Annotated in this window: 17 protein-coding genes and 1 tRNA gene; 12 read left to right on the top strand and 6 right to left on the bottom strand. The window is 67.6% G+C overall.

Annotation, left to right across the window (positions count from 1 at the left end; all coding sequences use genetic code 11):
* Positions 1-164 precede the first annotated feature (164 nt).
* Both AC1DS0_RS15875 and AC1DS0_RS15870 read right to left on the bottom strand, forming a co-directional pair.
* Positions 165-1,892, bottom strand: coding sequence for a caspase family protein (locus AC1DS0_RS15875; protein WP_476815266.1), 1,728 nt, complete (start codon positions 1,890-1,892; stop codon positions 165-167).
* Between the two features lie 78 nt (positions 1,893-1,970).
* The gene (locus AC1DS0_RS15870) at positions 1,971-2,252 is read right to left on the bottom strand and encodes a hypothetical protein (RefSeq protein ID WP_476815265.1); all 282 of its coding nucleotides are present in this window, start codon (positions 2,250-2,252) and stop codon (positions 1,971-1,973) included.
* 341 nt (positions 2,253-2,593) lie between these two features.
* Here AC1DS0_RS15870 and AC1DS0_RS15865 point away from each other — a divergent pair, with 341 nt between their 5' ends.
* From AC1DS0_RS15865 to AC1DS0_RS15855, 3 genes are all read left to right on the top strand, one after another.
* A complete protein-coding gene (locus AC1DS0_RS15865; protein ID WP_476815264.1) occupies positions 2,594-3,220 on the top strand; it encodes a transglutaminase-like cysteine peptidase in 627 nt (208 codons plus the stop codon).
* A 174-nt stretch (positions 3,221-3,394) separates the two neighbouring features.
* Positions 3,395-5,020: a hypothetical protein gene (locus AC1DS0_RS15860; protein WP_476815263.1), complete on the top strand. Its 1,626-nt coding sequence runs from the start codon at positions 3,395-3,397 to the stop codon at positions 5,018-5,020.
* 297 nt (positions 5,021-5,317) lie between these two features.
* A complete protein-coding gene (locus tag AC1DS0_RS15855) occupies positions 5,318-5,749 on the top strand; it encodes a hypothetical protein (RefSeq protein WP_476815262.1) in 432 nt (143 codons plus the stop codon).
* 6 nt (positions 5,750-5,755) lie between these two features.
* On the opposite strand, the gene AC1DS0_RS15850 is transcribed toward AC1DS0_RS15855, so the two are convergent.
* The gene (locus AC1DS0_RS15850) at positions 5,756-6,382 is read right to left on the bottom strand and encodes a Vgb family protein (protein ID WP_476815261.1); all 627 of its coding nucleotides are present in this window, start codon (positions 6,380-6,382) and stop codon (positions 5,756-5,758) included.
* A 38-nt stretch (positions 6,383-6,420) separates the two neighbouring features.
* Positions 6,421-7,641 carry a helix-turn-helix domain-containing protein gene (locus AC1DS0_RS15845; protein ID WP_476815260.1) on the bottom strand — a complete coding sequence of 407 codons (1,221 nt, stop codon included), beginning with the start codon at positions 7,639-7,641 and terminating at the stop codon, positions 6,421-6,423.
* 127 nt (positions 7,642-7,768) lie between these two features.
* Here AC1DS0_RS15845 and AC1DS0_RS15840 point away from each other — a divergent pair, with 127 nt between their 5' ends.
* From AC1DS0_RS15840 to AC1DS0_RS15820, 5 genes are all read left to right on the top strand, one after another.
* Positions 7,769-8,560: a DUF899 domain-containing protein gene (locus tag AC1DS0_RS15840; RefSeq protein ID WP_476815259.1), complete on the top strand. Its 792-nt coding sequence runs from the start codon at positions 7,769-7,771 to the stop codon at positions 8,558-8,560.
* Positions 8,561-8,598: 38 nt separating this feature from the next.
* Positions 8,599-9,384, top strand: coding sequence for a DUF2182 domain-containing protein (locus AC1DS0_RS15835; RefSeq protein WP_476815258.1), 786 nt, complete (start codon positions 8,599-8,601; stop codon positions 9,382-9,384).
* 160 nt (positions 9,385-9,544) lie between these two features.
* Complete coding sequence (locus AC1DS0_RS15830) at positions 9,545-10,657, top strand: branched-chain amino acid ABC transporter substrate-binding protein (RefSeq protein ID WP_476815257.1); 1,113 nt, start codon at positions 9,545-9,547, stop codon at positions 10,655-10,657.
* Between the two features lie 155 nt (positions 10,658-10,812).
* On the top strand, positions 10,813-11,013 hold the full coding sequence (locus AC1DS0_RS15825) for a hypothetical protein (protein WP_476815256.1): 201 nt from the start codon (positions 10,813-10,815) through the stop codon (positions 11,011-11,013).
* A gap of 96 nt (positions 11,014-11,109) precedes the next feature.
* A tRNA-Ser gene (locus AC1DS0_RS15820) sits at positions 11,110-11,200 on the top strand.
* 27 nt (positions 11,201-11,227) lie between these two features.
* Here the strand turns inward: AC1DS0_RS15820 and AC1DS0_RS15815 are convergent.
* Positions 11,228-11,455 (bottom strand): hypothetical protein, encoded by a 228-nt coding sequence (locus AC1DS0_RS15815; RefSeq protein ID WP_476815255.1) that lies wholly within the window; start codon positions 11,453-11,455, stop codon positions 11,228-11,230.
* A gap of 709 nt (positions 11,456-12,164) precedes the next feature.
* Between AC1DS0_RS15815 and AC1DS0_RS15810 the strand changes: the two genes are divergently transcribed.
* Positions 12,165-12,554 (top strand): c-type cytochrome, encoded by a 390-nt coding sequence (locus AC1DS0_RS15810; RefSeq protein ID WP_476815254.1) that lies wholly within the window; start codon positions 12,165-12,167, stop codon positions 12,552-12,554.
* A 144-nt stretch (positions 12,555-12,698) separates the two neighbouring features.
* Here the strand turns inward: AC1DS0_RS15810 and AC1DS0_RS15805 are convergent, their stop codons facing one another.
* Positions 12,699-12,944 (bottom strand): hypothetical protein, encoded by a 246-nt coding sequence (locus tag AC1DS0_RS15805; protein WP_476815253.1) that lies wholly within the window; start codon positions 12,942-12,944, stop codon positions 12,699-12,701.
* A 56-nt stretch (positions 12,945-13,000) separates the two neighbouring features.
* On the opposite strand from AC1DS0_RS15805, the gene AC1DS0_RS15800 reads away from it, so the two are divergent.
* The 3 genes from AC1DS0_RS15800 to AC1DS0_RS15790 all read left to right on the top strand — a co-directional run bounded on the left by AC1DS0_RS15800 (position 13,001) and on the right by AC1DS0_RS15790 (position 16,375).
* Positions 13,001-13,816, top strand: coding sequence for a cytochrome c oxidase subunit II (locus AC1DS0_RS15800; RefSeq protein ID WP_476815252.1), 816 nt, complete (start codon positions 13,001-13,003; stop codon positions 13,814-13,816).
* 63 nt (positions 13,817-13,879) lie between these two features.
* On the top strand, positions 13,880-15,640 hold the full coding sequence (locus tag AC1DS0_RS15795; protein ID WP_476815251.1) for a cbb3-type cytochrome c oxidase subunit I: 1,761 nt from the start codon (positions 13,880-13,882) through the stop codon (positions 15,638-15,640).
* Positions 15,641-15,652: 12 nt separating this feature from the next.
* Complete coding sequence (locus AC1DS0_RS15790; RefSeq protein WP_476815250.1) at positions 15,653-16,375, top strand: cytochrome c oxidase subunit 3; 723 nt, start codon at positions 15,653-15,655, stop codon at positions 16,373-16,375.
* Positions 16,376-16,378: the final 3 nt, after the last annotated feature.

Genomic DNA, 16,378 nt, shown 5'->3' with positions numbered 1-16,378 from the left:
CTCGCGGCAGTACCTCGCTTCTTCGCGCGTTCACGTTCGCCGGACGATCGTTGCGGGGAGAGGGGGCATGAGCCTCGGCAACTGGCCGAGATGATCGACCTTTCGATTGTTGCTCATTTGTCCCGTGAGCGCCCAAATTAGTGAAGCCGACTCCCGACCAACCCTCATCGCCCACTCGCTGGCGCCGGCGTCGCCGGGCGCGCCGGATCGGTCGCAAGTGGCGCGGTGTGGTGGCCGGGCAGCACGACAGTGTTGCCGGCCGCGTAGAGCAAGCAGGAGCCGGTCGCCCCGTCGCGGGCCGGGTCGTCGTTGCAGACCTTCAAGGCCTCGGTCTCGGCCGCGAAGGCGCTGGCCGCCCCGATCTTGACGAAGATGCGGCCGAGCGGGTGGATCGCCATCGCCTTCGGTTCGCGCGCCCGGCCATAGCCGGCAATGTCGGTTTCCTTGCGCCGTTCCGCCGTGATCGCCGGCACCTTGTCGGGGCGATAGGGCCCCTCATGGCGCAGCCGCTCCATCTCCCGGCGCGGCCACTCGCCGCTCTGTTGCGGCGTGCGGAACGCCTCGTTCAGGGCGAAGAGGACGCAAGGTTCGTCATTGCGAAGCTGGCAGCGCTCCAGGACCAGTTCCTCGGCCGCCGCGGCGGAGGGGCTGTCGGAGACGCGAAAGCTCCGCTGCTGCTTCGGCGAGATGGCAATGGCGCGGTGCTGCTTGCTCTCCTGGTAGGCCTGCAAGGCGCGCACTTGCGCTTCGAGGCGCCCGCGGGGAACCGGATGGTCCAGGCTCAGGACGCTCAGCAGCAGCGCCTCGCGCCCCTCGGGCGTTGCCGGATCGAGCGCCGTTGCGCTGTTCGCGTCGGGGCGGCGCAGCTCGGGCGAGCGGTTGCGCTCCATCTCCTCCAGCCGGTTGCGCGCCAGCGAGGCGAAGACGCCGCTCGGGAAGCGCGTCAGATAGGCGCGCAGATCGGCCGGGTTGCGGCTGCCGCGCACGCTTTCCCAGAACACCGTCTCGGCGCCGGGTGACGAGGCGCCAGGGGCAGACGCGGCCGCAGCGGGAGGGGTTGCCGCCGCTGGAGCCGGCGCAGAGGCGGCGGCGGCGCGGAAATAGAAGCTGCCTTCCAGCGCCGAGTTCTCCCAGGGCACCTGGCGCCCCTGCGTCGCCTCGCGGACCTCGCGCCTGACCTCGGCCATCAGCTGGCGGATCTCCAGCCCCGGCGTCTCGATACGCTTCAGCAGCGCGGTGGTGAAGGGGCTGTTCCGGCCGCGGCCGTCATCGGCCACCGTGCCCGGCGCCGTGGCGAAGGCGAGCAGCGTCCCGACCGTGGCGCTCGCCTGGCCGAGCCCTGATGCAGCTGGCGCGCCGCGACCCGAGGCCTGCAGGCGCTTGCGGAAGGGATTGTCGCGACAGGCGTCGAGGACGAGGATCGAAAGCCGGGCCGCGCCATCGAGCTGTTCGAGCACGCTGTCGAGGTCGAGCGCCTCGAAGCGCAAATCGCGGTCGCTGCGGATTTCCGCGGGCGCGGGCAGGAGCCAGTTGCGCCCGGAGGCCTCGAGCCCGTGGCCGGCGAAGAAGAAGAACGCCGCATCGGCGCCGCGGGCGCGCTGGCCGAGGCGCCTGACCCCCGCTTCCAGCGCCAGCCGGTCGGGATCGACCAGCGTTTCCGTCTCGAAGCCGAGGCGATCGAGCACCGCGCCGAGGTCCCGCGCATCGTTTGGCGGATTGGCGAGTGCGGGCACGTTGCGATAGCCGCCGACACCGACGATCAGGGCGACACGACGCTCTTGCTGCGCGAGGGCGGCAGAGGCCGCGAGAAGCAATCCGAAGACGAGCAGAAACAGCCGGCGCTCGGCCCTCCGGCGGCGCCACAGTCCCGTCAGCACATTGCCGAACCGCATGGCGCGACCCCAGCTCGCAACCTTTCCGCCAGAGTCGCATTTCGGCAGGCAGGTCGCAACACGCGATGTCCTAGGCTGTCAGGAGAGGCGCCTGTCCTGCAGCTCGGCGATGCGCTCGATCATGTCCCGGTGCTCGGCCAGCAGTTCCTGCAGCGGACCGATCGGCCGGAACGCTCGCTGGTCCTGCTCCTCATCGCCTTGCTCGGCCCAGGCGGCGATCGCCTCGTCGGCGGCGGCGAGGTGGTCGGCCGACAGGGTGGGCGGCACGGCGCCTGCCTCCTCGGCGAGGCGTCTCGCGATCTGATGGCGCAGCTCTTCCTCGCGTTTGAGCATCGGCTCGAGCGGGTCGGTATAGGGCATCTGTCGAACCTGACTTCGTTCCGGCACTCTGGGGCGCGAAGGCCGTTGGGGGCAATACCGCGCTTCCTCGCGCGTTCACACCCTACTGACAACCGCCCTGGGAGCGCGCCTTTCGGCTGTTAAATCAGTCCGTTGAGGCAAAATACTCACCTCGCGCGCCATGGCGCGCGTCGCAAATTCTGTTGACGGGGCGCCTTCAGCCTTGCTTCGGCCGCCCGAATCTCCCGTCATTTCTCATCACAGAATTGCCTTCTTTCTTAAGCAAAGGCGCCCATCCTTCCGACTGCCGATCGCGCGCTCACCTCCTTAGCAAGGCGGACCATGACGATGTGGTTTCGACCATGACGATGCCTGCCTTCATCACGGCGTGGGCGCTCGGTGTCGCGCTGCTCGCCGGAAATCTGCCGAGTGCCGCCAGGGCCGATCAGCTCGCGGCGCGGACCCGTGGGCCGGCGTCGCCGCCACCGGCATTCCTCGACTTCTGCGCCAGGAACCCGGTGGAATGCCGCCGATCCGGCGTTCTGACGCGGCAGGTTGTGCTGACGCCGGAGCGCCAGCGCGACCTGCAGGAGGTCAATGCGCGGGTGAACTCCGCGATATCGGAAATCTCCGACCGGGAGCATCATGGCCGTGAGGATGTCTGGAGCATCCCGGCCGACGGGCAGGGCGATTGCGAGGATTTCGCGCTGCTGAAGCGCAAGCACCTGATCGAGCGGGGCTGGCCGTCATCAGCCCTGCTGATCGCAGTCGTCGGCACGCCGGCCGGCGAGGGACACGCGGTGCTGATGGCGACCACCTCCGAGGGGGATCTCGTTCTCGACAACAAGACCTCCCGCCTGCTGCCCTGGACGCAGACCGGGTATCTGTTCTTCACCCGCATGTCGCAGTCCAATCCCCGCGCCTGGGAAGCGATCGATGGCGGCAATATCGCCGTGACCGCTGCGACTCGACGCTCATATCGTCCCTGAGCGGGCCGCTCGCCGAGAATGCCCCGTCCGGTAAGGCGGGGCATGTCATGACGTGTTCGCTCAGATCTGCGCCGGCTGCCGGCCGGAGGTGCGCCCATTATCCGCTTGGGAACGCCCGCGATCCGGCCGGGCTGGCACATAGCCCGGCCGGATAGAGCTGCTCCCTCAGCGGCCATGGCCACCGCCGCCACCGCCGTGGCCGCCGCCACCACCAAGGCCGCCGCCGCCGTTGCCGCCGTGGCCTCCGCCACCGCCGTGGCCTCCGCCGCCGCCAAGGCCGCCGCCGCCGTTGCCGCCGTGACCTCCACCTCCGCCATTGCCGCCGTGGCCGCCACCGCCACCGCCGTGGCCTCCGCCGCCGTGGCCTCCGCCACCGTGACCGCCCCCGCCATTACCGCCGTGGCCACCGCCACCGTTACCGCCGCCGTGACCTCCACCTCCGCCATTGCCGCCGTGGCCGCCACCGCCATTGCCTCCGTTCCCGCCGCCGCCATGGCCACCGCCACCGCCGTGGCCTCCGCCGCCATGGCCGCCACCGTGACCACCCCCGCCATTACCGCCGTGGCCGCCACCACCATTGCCCCCGTTGCCGCCGTCGCCATGGCCGCCGCCACCGTGACCGCCACCTCCGTGGCCGCCGCCACCGTGACCGCCGCCACCGTGACCGCCACCGCCGTGACCGCCACCTCCGTGGCCGCCGCCTCCGTGGCCGCCGCCACCATGACCGCCACCGCCGTGACCACCACCGCCGTGACCACCGCCACCATGACCGCCACCGCCGTGACCGCCACCTCCGTGGCCGCCGCCTCCGTGGCCGCCACCGCCGTGACCACCACCGCCGTGACCACCGCCACCATGACCGCCACCGCCGTGACCGCCACCTCCGTGGCCGCCGCCTCCGTGGCCGCCGCCACCATGACCGCCACCGCCGTGACCACCACCGCCGTGACCACCGCCACCATGACCGCCGCCGCCATTGCCGCCGCCGCCTTGGCCGCCGCCGTGACCACCGCCACCACCGTGGCCGCCACCGCCGCCATGACCGCCGCTGCCGCCACCGCTGCCTCCGCTGCCGCCGCCGCTACCGCCACTGCCGCCGCCGCTGCCACCGCTGCCGCCGCCGCCGCCGCTACCGCCGCCACTGCCGCCGCCGCTGCCACCACCGCTGCCACCGCTGCCGCCGCCGCCGCCGCCGCCGTTGCTTGCCGAACCGCTTYCCGATCCGCCGCTGCCGGAGTTTCCATCTCCACTGCCGGCCGAGCCGTCATTTCCGTTGCGGCCATTGCCTCCGGAGTTCGAATCGCCGCTCGGCCCTCCCGAAGACAAGGCTCCCGTCGTCAGCGGCGGGCAGGCCCAGTATTGGTTGCCGCCCTGCTGGACCACGGTGCAACCGGGGCCGGGTGCGCGCGTGCGCCTCCCGTTGGCGGCGACGACATTGTAGTATTGGACATTGCCGGCCGCGGTGCCCTGGGGGGCTGTGGCCGTGGCGCCGATCGACGCGGTGGCAAGCGGCGGGCAGGCCCACAGCAGGTCGCGTTCGGACTGCACGACGACGCAATCCCGGCTCGGTGCCCGGGTCCTGCGGCCGGTCGGGGAGACAGCGTTGTAATATCGCACGCCACCTGCATCCGACGCGCTTGGGCCGGACCCGGCTGCGCTCGCGCGGAACGGGTTGTCGCGTGCCGCCGAATTGCATTCCCAAAGCCAATTGTCTCTGATGAGCTTGCGGTCGCAGCCGCTGCGGGGCTGCGGTGTCGGGCTGCCGTTGACCGTGAAGCCCTCATGGTACTCCGGCCATGAGCCGGCCCCTTGGGCATAAGCAAAGGTCGACGTGGTCGCGAGAAGTCCCGCAATAAAGATTTTGCTCTGCAGGTATCGCATGACGTGCCTCCCGCCCGGGCGGTCTAGTGGCCGCTCGGCGCAAAAAAGAGATGTATTCGGGATGGCTTGTTCCAGATGAACACGGCCAGGCCGGCGCGTTAAGCAATAGCATGCGGTATTGGCTTGATTTTATTCTATTCGAGTGAAAGCTTTAGGTCGCTCGAACTAATCCGATAGAGTTACTGCCAGGCGAGGCGGTCGGAAGGAAGGCGAGAGATGATGACGTATTGGAAATGGCTGGTGCCGGCACTGGCCGCAGTGCTGCTCGCCCATCCGGCGCTCGCCCAGATCGGCACGCCGGGCAATGCGCCGCTGATCCCGGGCGGTCCGAGCCAAGGCCTGGGCCCGCCCTCGATCTTCGACAACCAGCCCGATATCAGGCTGCACGCGCCAGGTGCCGGCGGCATCCCCGGCGCCGGCCCGCCGGTCGACTATGGCGGCACGCCGCGGGGCGCGCCGCGCTCGTCGAACCCGATCTATATGCCGCGCTACGGGTCGGCGAGCGATCCTGCGCTGCGCAGTGTCGGTACAGCCTATTGCAGGACGTCGCGCCGGGCCTGCGCGGCGCCAAGCCGCGCCCGGGCCGGTGCGGCCTGCTCCTGCCGCCTGCCGAACGGGACGCGACAGCGCGGGCGCGTCGTCCGCTGACCTGACTCAGCGCCGGGCCACCGCCCTGACTACGCCGTTCTTGCCGCCGCCGCCGCAATAGAAGCGGTCGCCGCCTGCTTCCATGCCGGCGACGAAGGTGCCTTCCGGCATGCGCATGGCGTCGAGCACCTCGCCGCTTTCGGGATCGAGCCGGCGGATTTCGCTCTCTTCGTTCTCCCAGGTCGCGTGCCAGAGCTCGCCATCGCTCCAGGTCACGCCGGTGACGAAGCGGTTGGATTGCAGCGTGCGCAGCACCTTGCCGGTCTGCGGATCGATCTGGTGGATCTGGCGCTCGCGGTAATGCCCGACCCAGAGCGTGCCCTCCGCCCAGGCGAGGCCGGAATCGCCGCCGCCGGCCGGTGCCGGAATGGTCGAGAGCACCTTTCCGCTATCCGGATCGATCTTCTGGATGCGGTCCTCGGCGATCTGGTAGAGGTGCTTGCCGTCGAAGGCGGTGCCGGCATGGGCAGGGATGTCGAGGCTGCGGACGGTTTCGCCGCTCTCCGGATCGAACGCATTGAGCTTGTCGCCCGAGGCGAACCAGACATTTTTTCCGTCATAGCTGACGCCGTGCACGGCCTCGATGCCGGGGAAGGGGCCGTATTCGCGGACGATCCTGGCTGTCCTGGTCATGAGAATATCTCCTCTGTTCGGTTGGACCGTCACAGGGTCTAGCCATCCGGCAGCGGGGCCGGGAGTAACAAGGCTGTCGGGAAACCCGGCACCGGCGGGGTCAGCCAGCGCCGCGCCCGCGCCTTGCCGAAGAATTGGATCTTGCCGGCCTGCGCCAGCGTCTCGAGCGCGCGCTGCATGTTGCGCTGGCTCGTGCCGAGCGCCAGCGCCAGCGCCGAGCTCGACCAGGCCTCGCCATCGGCGAGGAGGGCGAGCACGTCGGCATGCGCCTCCTCCAAAGGCTGCGCCAGCACCGCGACCTCGCGCGCCCGGTGCGGCTTCAAGGCAAAGCCGCGTTTCGTCGCGTTGATCTCGGCGATCCCGTGCAATTCGGCGCGCAGCCGCCCGATCTCGACCCGCAGGCGGGCGCGATGCGATTCATCTGCCTCCTTCGCCCGGAAGGCCTGTTTCAGCAGATCTTCGCGCGAGACATCGGCCGGCCAGGCCTCGGCGAGGGCGCGGGCGAGGGCGAACAGCACGGGGCGGGTGGCGAGCGGCACGGCCGTACCCGCCTCGCGCACGACATTGCGGCAGGCGTCGACGACGAAGCTGCCCGAGGCGAGCAGCGCTGCAACCTCGCCCAGCAGCAGCGGGCGCTCCGTGCCGCGCAGGATCAATCGCGCCGCCGGGGCCTCCAGCACGCGCGCCGCCGCCTCGACCTCGGCCGCGAGCGCCGGGATGCGAGCACGCTGGGCAGCCTCCGCCGCTCGCGCGAATGCCGCGCGGGCCGACTCCGCCTGCAGTCGGCGCAGCGCGATGCCGCCGATGGCGAGCGCACGCGCCGCCTCCAGCGCCGGTGGCAGCGGGCTCTCGTCGAAGCCGGCGAGCACGCGCTCGGCCTCGCCGAGCCGGCCGATCAGGAGCAGCCGACGCACCTCGATCGTGCGGGCATGGGCGGCGTTGAGGCGGTCGCCATGGGCTTCGAGCACCGCGCGCGCCGCATCGAGCGCCTTGGCCGGCCAGCCGAGATCGCGCGAGACCAGGGCGATTTCGGCCTCGGCCAGAATGCAGCGGGCCCGCGCCAGCGGCTCCTTGGCGCCAAAACCCTGGCTGGCGCGCTTGAGCAGTGCCTTGGCCCTGGCGAGGTCGCCGAGCTGCGCCATGGCGATGCCGCGCAGCGCCAGCGCCGGCGCATCCTCGCGCAGCGCGACGCGATTGAGCGCCCCGAACGGATCGCCCGCCGCCAGGGCCCGCCCGGCCGCCGTGATCAGCGAATCCATGCCTGAGCCCGAAATCCCGCCAAACTTGTCACTCCCGCTTCCTGTCGCCTCGACCTTACTCCTGATCGCGACGCCGCATCGCGAAACGGCGGGCGGCGAATGTCAACCGAAGACAGGAGCAAGCATCATGATGGCTCATCTCACCGGCACCCGGGAGGACTGGCTCAAGGCGAGACTCGACCTGCTCGCGGCCGAGAAGGCGCTGACGCGGCAGAGCGATGCCGTGGCGCTGCAGCGCCAGGCTCTGCCCTGGGTCAAGGTCGACAAGGACTATCGCTTTACCACCGAAGCGGGGCAGGTCGGGCTCGAGGACCTCTTCGCCGGGCGCTCGCAGCTCCTGATCTACCACTTCATGTTCGGGCCGGATTTTTCCGCCGGCTGCCCGTCCTGCTCGCTGATCGCCGACGGCTTCAACGGCATCCATGTCCATCTCGCCAATCATGACGTGACGCTGACTGCGGTATCGCTGGCCTCGCTCGACAAGCTCGTCGCCTTCAAGCGACGCATGGGCTGGAATTTCCCCTGGGCCTCTTCGGCGACGGGCGATTTCAACTTCGACTTCAGCGCCTCCTTCACGGAGGAGCAGGAGCGGCGGGGCGCGGTCGATTACAATTTCCAGCGCGAGCCGCAGATCGACTGGGCCAGCAACGGCATCGTCTCCGGGCTCGCCGTGCAGAGCGGCACGACGCTGGGAGGCTATATGCGCGAGCGGCCCGGGATGAGCGCCTTCATCCGCGAGGACGGCGCGATCTATCACACCTATTCCAGCTATGCCCGCGGCATGGACGCGATCTGGAGCATGTATCCCTGGCTCGATCGCGCCCCGAAGGGCCGCAATGAACCCACCGGACCCTGGTGGCGCCTCCGCGACGCCTACCCGGCATCGGCTGCCGCGGTGGCCCAAGCATGCTGTGCCTGAGCCCCCGGGCGCAAAGTGATCGCGGAGCGCCGGACATTATGTCCGGCGTCTCAGTCGCCGATGCGGGCCGCATCTTCCGCGTTGTCTGCGTGCTGCTGTTCCTCACCAGCGCGAGTGCGACCGTCCTGATCGGCCATGCAATGGCCGAGATGGGCGAGGTGCCGATGGCCGGCGGCTGGTCGATGTCGACGGCCTGGACGCCGCTCTGCGGCGGCTCCTGGATCGCCGCAGCGGGAGCCTTCCTCGGCATGTGGGCGGTCATGATGACCGCGATGATGCTGCTCTCGCTCACGCCGGTGCTCTGGCGGTTTCGCGAGCGCGCCGCAGCAGCGGGTGTCGCTCACCCAAGCCTCTTCGCCGCACGGGCCGGCCTTGCCTACCTCCTTGTCTGGACGGGGCTTGGCCTGGCGGTTTTCACCGGCGGCGCTCTCCTGCTGGAGGCCGCGCTGCGCTGGCCGCTTCTGGCTCGCGCCGTGCCGTTCATTGCCGGTCTTGCGGTGATCGCCGCTGGCCTCTTCCAGCTGTCCCACTGGAAGCTGGCCATGCTCGCTCATTGCTCGGATGTCGCCGGGCAAGATACCGGCGCAGCAGCCGCAATGGGGCAGGGGCTGCGGCTCGGCCTTGCCTGCTGCGCCTCCTGCGCCGGGTTCACGGTGCTGCTGCTCGTCGGCGGCGCGATGGACCCGCGCAGCATGGCCGTCGTCGCACTCGCGATCACCGCCGAGCGGCTTGCATCGGCCGGGGAGCGCGTCGCCTGCGGCATCGGCGGCCTGATGCTCGGCGCGGGCGCGGTCCAGCTGATACAGGCGCTCTGGCAACTCTGAACCGGGCCGGTGCGCGGCCGCCATGTCTGCCATGCATTTTTGCATCTGCTCAGAAACGCGCCACGCAGTGCCGCGATGCCTCGCTCTGGCCTATACAGGTGGCAGGCGATCCATGGGTCGGGTCGCACGCAAAAATTGTACGGTTCACGAGGAGACGCACATGACGCTCAAAGCCCAGTTTCTGATCGGAGCGGCGTTCGCCACGGCGATGTTTGCCGGGGCGCCGGCGCGCGCCGACATCACCATCGGGCTGCTCGCGCCGCTGACCGGTGCGGTCGCAGCCTATGGCGAGCAGGTCAAGAACGGCGCCCAGGCCGCCGTCGACGCGATTAACAAGAAGGGCGGCATCGGCGGCGAGAAGGTCGTCCTGAAGCTCGCCGACGATGCCGGCGATCCCAAGCAGGGCGTTTCGGCTGCCAACCTGCTGGTCGGCGACAAGGTCCGCTTCGTCGTCGGCCCGGTGACCTCGGGCGTCGCCATGGCAGCCTCCGACGTCTTCGCCGAGAGCGGCGTCCTGATGGTGACGCCGACCGCGACCTCGCCGGCCCTGACCAGCCGCGGCCTCGGCAACGTCTTCCGCACCTGCGGCCGCGACGACCAGCAGGCCGAGGTCGCAGCCAGCTACGTCCTGAAGAACCTGAAGAGCAAGAAGGTCGCCATCGTCCACGACAAGGGCACCTATGGCAAAGGCCTCGCCGATTCCTTCAAGAAGGGCATCAATGCCGGCGGCATCACCGAAGTCGCCTATCTCACGCTGAACCCGGGCGACAAGGATCTCGCGGCGGTGATCACCCGGCTGAAGTCGGGCGGTGCCGAGCTGATCTATTTCGGCGGCTACCATCCCGAGGGCGGCCTGCTCGCCCGCCAGTTGCACGATGCCGGCGTCAAGGCGACGATCATCGGCGGCGAGGGCCTGTCCAACACCGAGCTCTGGGCGATCGGCGGCGACACCGCGACCGGCACGCTCTTCACCAACGCGACCGACGCGCTGAAGAACCCGGCCTCGGCCGAGGCGGTGGCGGTGCTGAAGGAGAAGGGCATCCCGCCGGAGGCCTTCACGCTCAACGCCTACGCCGCCGTTGAGGTGCTGAAGGCCGGCATCGAGAAGGTCGGCAAGGACGCCAAGGCCGATGCGGTCGCCAAGGCTCTGAAGGCTGGCCTCGAGGCCAAGACCGCGATCGGCACGCTGACCTATGGCAAGACCGGCGATCTGAGCTCGCCGAGCTTCTCCATGTACAAGTGGGAAGCCGGCAAGATCGTCGCTGCCGACTGACGAACGCGTCTAGAGAGGCAAGGGAAGGGGCTTGCGGCATGCCGCAGGCCCCTTTCGTTTGGGAGTGAGCGAAGCGCTGCGCGTCCCTGAACGCGCCGTTCGGGAACCGTTCAGGCGCCGGGCCGTTCAGTCCGGCGACCGAACGGGAACTGCCCATGTCTGCTGCCGAAGCCTTCGCTGCCGCCAAGCCCCACACCAGGCCATCTCTGATCGCGATTCGGCGCGAGGTGGACGGCTATGGCATCCGCTTTGGCCTGAGCGAGGCCGAGGATGCGCAGATGCCGGGTCCGGTCTTCCCGACGCTCGACGAGGCGATGGCCTGGATCGAGCGCGTCGACAGCGCCCGCAGCTACTGAAACGGCCGGGATCGGGGCAATCTGCGGGATGTCTGTCGATCGCTTGTCCTGACGGCTTGTCAAAGCGGGTCGCGATCGGGCATAGAGCCTTTTAACGGAGACGTGGCCGAGAGGCTGAAGGCACTCGTTTGCTAAATGAGCATACCCCACAAGGGTATCGAGGGTTCGAATCCCTCCGTCTCCGCCACTCTGCCTTTCGCTCCGCGAAACTGCTCTAACATCTTGAACGGCATAGTGATCTCCGGGGTTCGAAATCCCGTTTCCGGGCAATTTTCAGGTGGCAGCCGCCAAGATTGCGCGGCTTGACGATCACCTTGTCCAGCGCTGACATCGCCTGGCGGATCGCCAGCCGATAATCGCCCGCGAGATATGCGCCGAGCTGGCTCGGATCGATCGCGAGCGCATCGCGATAAGCCGCTGGTGTCAGAAGCTTGTTTCGCAAGCGCCGAAGCCGACGCCGCAGTTTGCGTGGAAACGCGGCGTCAACCGATGTATAGTTCTGTCCTTCCGAATGAATGATCTTCGTAGGTCCCCACGCCAACCCGAGTCACAATTGTGAGGCGGGCACGCTAGATGTCAGCGCGAGCAATGCGACTGGCAAGGCTGGCGCTGATGACGTGCTTCCCTGAATTCCGGCCAAGGATAAGTTGGATCCTTCGATCAGGAGAAGGACCATGCCGCGGATAGGCTTCCGGCTTAATTAACCAGAGCAACGCCCAAAGTAGACTGACCGAGATCGGACATTTCTAGGGGCAGCTAGGGGGCGAAAGTCGCCATCCACCTCGCGAGCGCGGAAGGTCCGCTTTCCGGCAGGCCTCGAATGTCCGGAGTTGGCGCCACACAGAACAGCCCGCATGTGGCCGCACGAGGTCCTCGGTTGAAATCGAGGTCGAGGGTTCCCCGGCTGCCTCGGTCATGCCTCCGGCGTCCGACAATCACGCACCGATCGAAACGAGCCGTGCTGCTGCGCAACCCGCGCACGCTGCCGCTCGATGATCTCAGCCTCAAGCTGCCTCGGCCGGATTGGCGTGACGCCCTCGACCCCGCATTGGAGGGAGGCCGGCAATGGTGTAAATATGATGCGAAAGGTTGTGCGGCTCGGCCGCCCGTCCGGCGGAAAGGTCGCCTCCGAGTTCGAGGGAGTACCTTCGATGCTGCGTTGGACCTTGATGGCCTCGTTGATGTTTGCGGCCCTGCCTCATCCTGCCAACGCGGTCGGCGATCCCGCCGCGGGTGAGAAGGTTTTCCAGAAATGCCGCGCCTGCCACCAGATCGGGGAGACGGCCAGGAACGCCGTCGGACCGAAGCTGAATGGCCTTTTCGGCCGGTCGGCGGGTTCGATCGAGGGCTACACCTACTCGCCCGCCAACAAGAACTCCGGCATCACATGGGATGAGCCCACGTTCCGGGACTACATCAAGGGGCCGCAAGCCAAGATCCCAAATACGAAGATGGTGTTTCCAGGTCTCAAGTCGGACCAGGAAATCGACGATATCGTCGCCTTTCTCAAGCAATTTGAGGCTGACGGTAAGAAAAAATAGCCGGATCGATCTCCAATTGCAGCCGCGACGAAGGTAGGCTGCGAGGCGGGTTTGATTGACAACTCGCTCGTACAGGGCGACAACATGAGAGCAACTTTGGACCGAAGGCGCGAATGCCCCGCGGTCCCGCTGAGAGTTTGTGCGTCAGATGCTGGCGCGGTCATCCAGGCGAACCAAAGGTTCGAAGATGGCGAGCAGGAAACAGAACTTGCAGCCTAACGGCACGCTCGGCCGGGCCCGCGTCTTGCGGCGGCCATGTGCTGTCACCGACTTCGTCGGCCTCGATCGTTTTAAGCAATGGGCCCGTTCTGTTTCGGGCCCCGGCACAGTTTTCATGGCGAAAGCGAGTTTGTTGACGTAGGGCCGCGGCGCGTGACCGCGCTGCGGCATGGCTTGGTTCCTGGCCTGCTTCCTGTTCGTTGCCGCCCTCGGCAAGGATGAAGGGGATGGGTGTCGCAGTCGTCCTGGCTCTGGTCGTGATCGGCTCGGTGGTGTTCCACTTCCTGAGTCCCTGGTGGTGGACGCCGATCGCCTCCAATTGGGGCTATATCGACGACACCATCATCATCACGTTCTGGATCACCGGCGTCGTCTTCGCGGCCGTCGTCCTGTTCATGGCCTATTGCGCCCTCCGCTTCCGCCATCGCGAGGGCAACCGCGCGGCCTACGAGCCGGAGAACAAGCGGCTCGAATGGTGGCTCGCGATCGGCACCGGTGTCGGCGTCGCCGCCATGCTCGCACCCGGCCTCGTCGTCTGGCACCAGTTCATTACCGTCCCGAAAGACGCGACCATTGTCGAGGTCGTCGCCCAGCAATGGCAGTGGGCCTACCGGCTGCCGGGCGGCGACGGCCGGCTCGGTGCCTCCGATGTCGCCCACATAACCCCCGAGAATCCGCTCGGCATCGATCCCAAGGATCCGCATGGGCAGGACGACGTCGTCATCCAGGGCGACAACCTCCATCTCCCACTCGGCAAGCCGGTGAAGATGCTGCTGCGCGCGGTCGATGTCCTGCACAATTTCTATGTGCCGGAGTTCCGCGCCAAGATGGACATGATCCCCGGCAGCGTCACCTATTACTGGTTCACGCCAACGCGGGCCGGCACCTTCGACGTGCTGTGCGCCGAGCTCTGCGGCACCGGCCACACCTTTATGCGCGGCAATGTCGTGGTCGAGCCGGAGAGCAATTACCAAGCCTGGCTGCAGCAACAAAAAACCTTCGCCCAACTCCAGGCGCCGGTGAGGACGCAGGCGAAGAACTAGGGATCGATACGGGATCGCGCCCCGGAACAGGGGCCGCGTCCGAAAGGAGTGGGAGATGCTCCGATGGCCGACGTGACGCATGACGCAGCCGGACCGCTGTCGGCGGCCGAAGTCGACGATGTCGAGCTCTATCACCCGCATAGCTGGATCACGACATACGTCTTCTCACAGGATGCCAAGGTCATCGCCATCCAGTATTCCATGGTGGCGCTGGCGATCGGGCTGGTCGCCCTGGTCCTGTCCTGGCTGATGCGGCTGCAGCTCGGCTTCCCCGGCGTGTTCTCCTTCATCGACCCTGACCGCTACTATCAGTTCATCACCATGCACGGGATGATCATGGTGATCTACCTGCTGACGGCGCTGTTCCTCGGCGGCTTCGGCAACTACCTGATCCCGTTGATGCTCGGCGCGCGGGACATGGTGTTCCCCTACGTGAACATGCTGAGCTTCTGGATCTATTTCCTCGCCGTGCTGGTTCTCGTCGCAGGCTTCTTCCTGCCTGGCGGCCCGACGGGGGCAGGGTGGACGCTCTATCCGCCGCAGGCGATCCTCGCCAACACGCCCGGCCAGCAATGGGGCATCCTCGTGATGCTCGTCTCGCTGATCCTGTTCATCATCGGTTTCACCATGGGCGGGCTGAACTATGTCGTGACCGTGCTGCAAGGGCGGGCCAGAGGCATGACGCTGATGCGCATGCCGTTGACGATCTGGGGCATCTTCACGGCGACCGTGATGGCGCTGCTCGCCTTCCCCGCGCTCTTCGTCGGCGCCGTGATGATGCTGCTCGACCGGCTGATCGGCACGAGCTTCTTCATGCCGGCCATCGTCATGATGGGAGAACGGCTGGCCCATAAGGGCGGCAGCCCGATCCTGTTCCAGCACCTGTTCTGGTTCTTCGGCCATCCCGAGGTCTACATCGTCGCGCTACCGGCCTTCGGCATCGTCTCCGACCTGATCAGCACCCATGCCCGCAAGAACATCTTCGGCTACCGCATGATGGTCTGGGCGCTGGTGGCGATCGGCGCGCTCAGCTTCGTCGTCTGGGCGCACCACATGTATGTCAGCGGCATGCACCCGGCCTTCGGGTTCTTCTTCGCCACCACGACGCTGATCATCGCGATCCCGACCGCGATCAAGGTCTATAACTGGGTGCTGACGCTCTGGCGCGGCGACATCCACTTCACCGTGCCGATGCTGTTTGCGCTCGGCTTCATCGTCACCTTCGTGAATGGCGGGCTCACCGGCTTGTTCCTCGGCAATGTCGTCGTCGATGTGCCGCTCTCCGACACGATGTTCGTCGTCGCCCATTTCCACATGGTGATGGGCGTCGCGCCGATCCTCGTGATCTTCGGGGCGATCTACCATTGGTATCCGAAGGTCACCGGGCGGATGCTCGACGACGCGCTCGGGAAACTGCATTTCTGGGTGACCTTCCTCGGGGCCTACCTGATCTTCTTCCCGATGCACTATATCGGGCTGATGGGCGTGCCTCGCCGCTATCACGAGATCAGCGGGATGGCCTTCGTCCCGCCCTCGGCGGCGACGCTGAACGCCTTCATCACGATCGTTGCCCTCATCGTCGGCGCGGCCCAGCTCATCTTCCTGTTCAACCTCGTTTGGAGCGTCAGGCACGGCCGGCCGGCCGGCGGCAACCCCTGGCGCGCGACCACGCTGGAATGGCAGACGCCTCAGACGCCACCCGCCCATGGCAATTGGGGCAAGACCCTGCCGGTGGTCTATCGCTGGGCCTATGATTACAGCGTGCCTGGCGCCGCGCAGGACTTCCTGCCGCAGAACCAGCCGCCGGCCCCGCGGACCGCGTGACGAGGTGCCGCCATGGTCGTGATCGTCCTCTTCATGGTCCTGATGGCAATCCTCGCCGGCTGGTGGCTGTCGCGCCAGGGGCTGGCCGACAAGCCGTGGCTGGAGGTCGGGGTGGGCAACGAAGCCGTCGGTGCGGAGCTGCCGTCTACCCCGACCGCGAAGGTCGGTCTCGGCACCTTCCTCGTCGTGGCCGGCTCGCTGTTCTCGCTTCTGGTCAGCGCCTATTCGATGCGGATGGACATGGGGGACTGGCGCGCGCTGCCGATGCCGACGATCCTGTGGTTCAGTACGGGACTGCTGATCCTCGCAAGCATCGCCCTGCACATGGCGGTGATCGCCGCGCGCTGCGACGAGCTCGCCCATCTCCGCTCCAGCCTGCTTGCCGCCGGCGCGTGCTCGTTAGCCTTCCTTGCAGCCCAGATGCTGGCCTGGCGCGAGCTTGCTGCCACCGGCTATTTCACCGCCGCCAATCCCGCCAGCGCCTTCTTCTATCTGGTCACGGCGATTCACGGCGCGCACATGCTGGGCGGGCTCGTGGCGCTTTGCCGAACCAGCGTCAGGGCGTTCGCCCTATCGGCGACGAGCCCTCCACGGGCGGTTGGCGGGCTCACGCTCAGCGTCGAGCTCTGCGCCCTCTACTGGCACTTCCTGCTGCTGGTCTGGCTCGTCCTGTTCAGCCTCCTCATGCGCTGGACGGATGATCTCATCGCGATCTGCCGGGGATTGCTGACTTAGAGG

This window comes from Allobosea sp. P4_H5, assembly GCF_056400825.1.
Note: the sequence above shows the minus strand (reverse complement) of the source record. Positions and strands in the feature narration are given on the sequence as shown.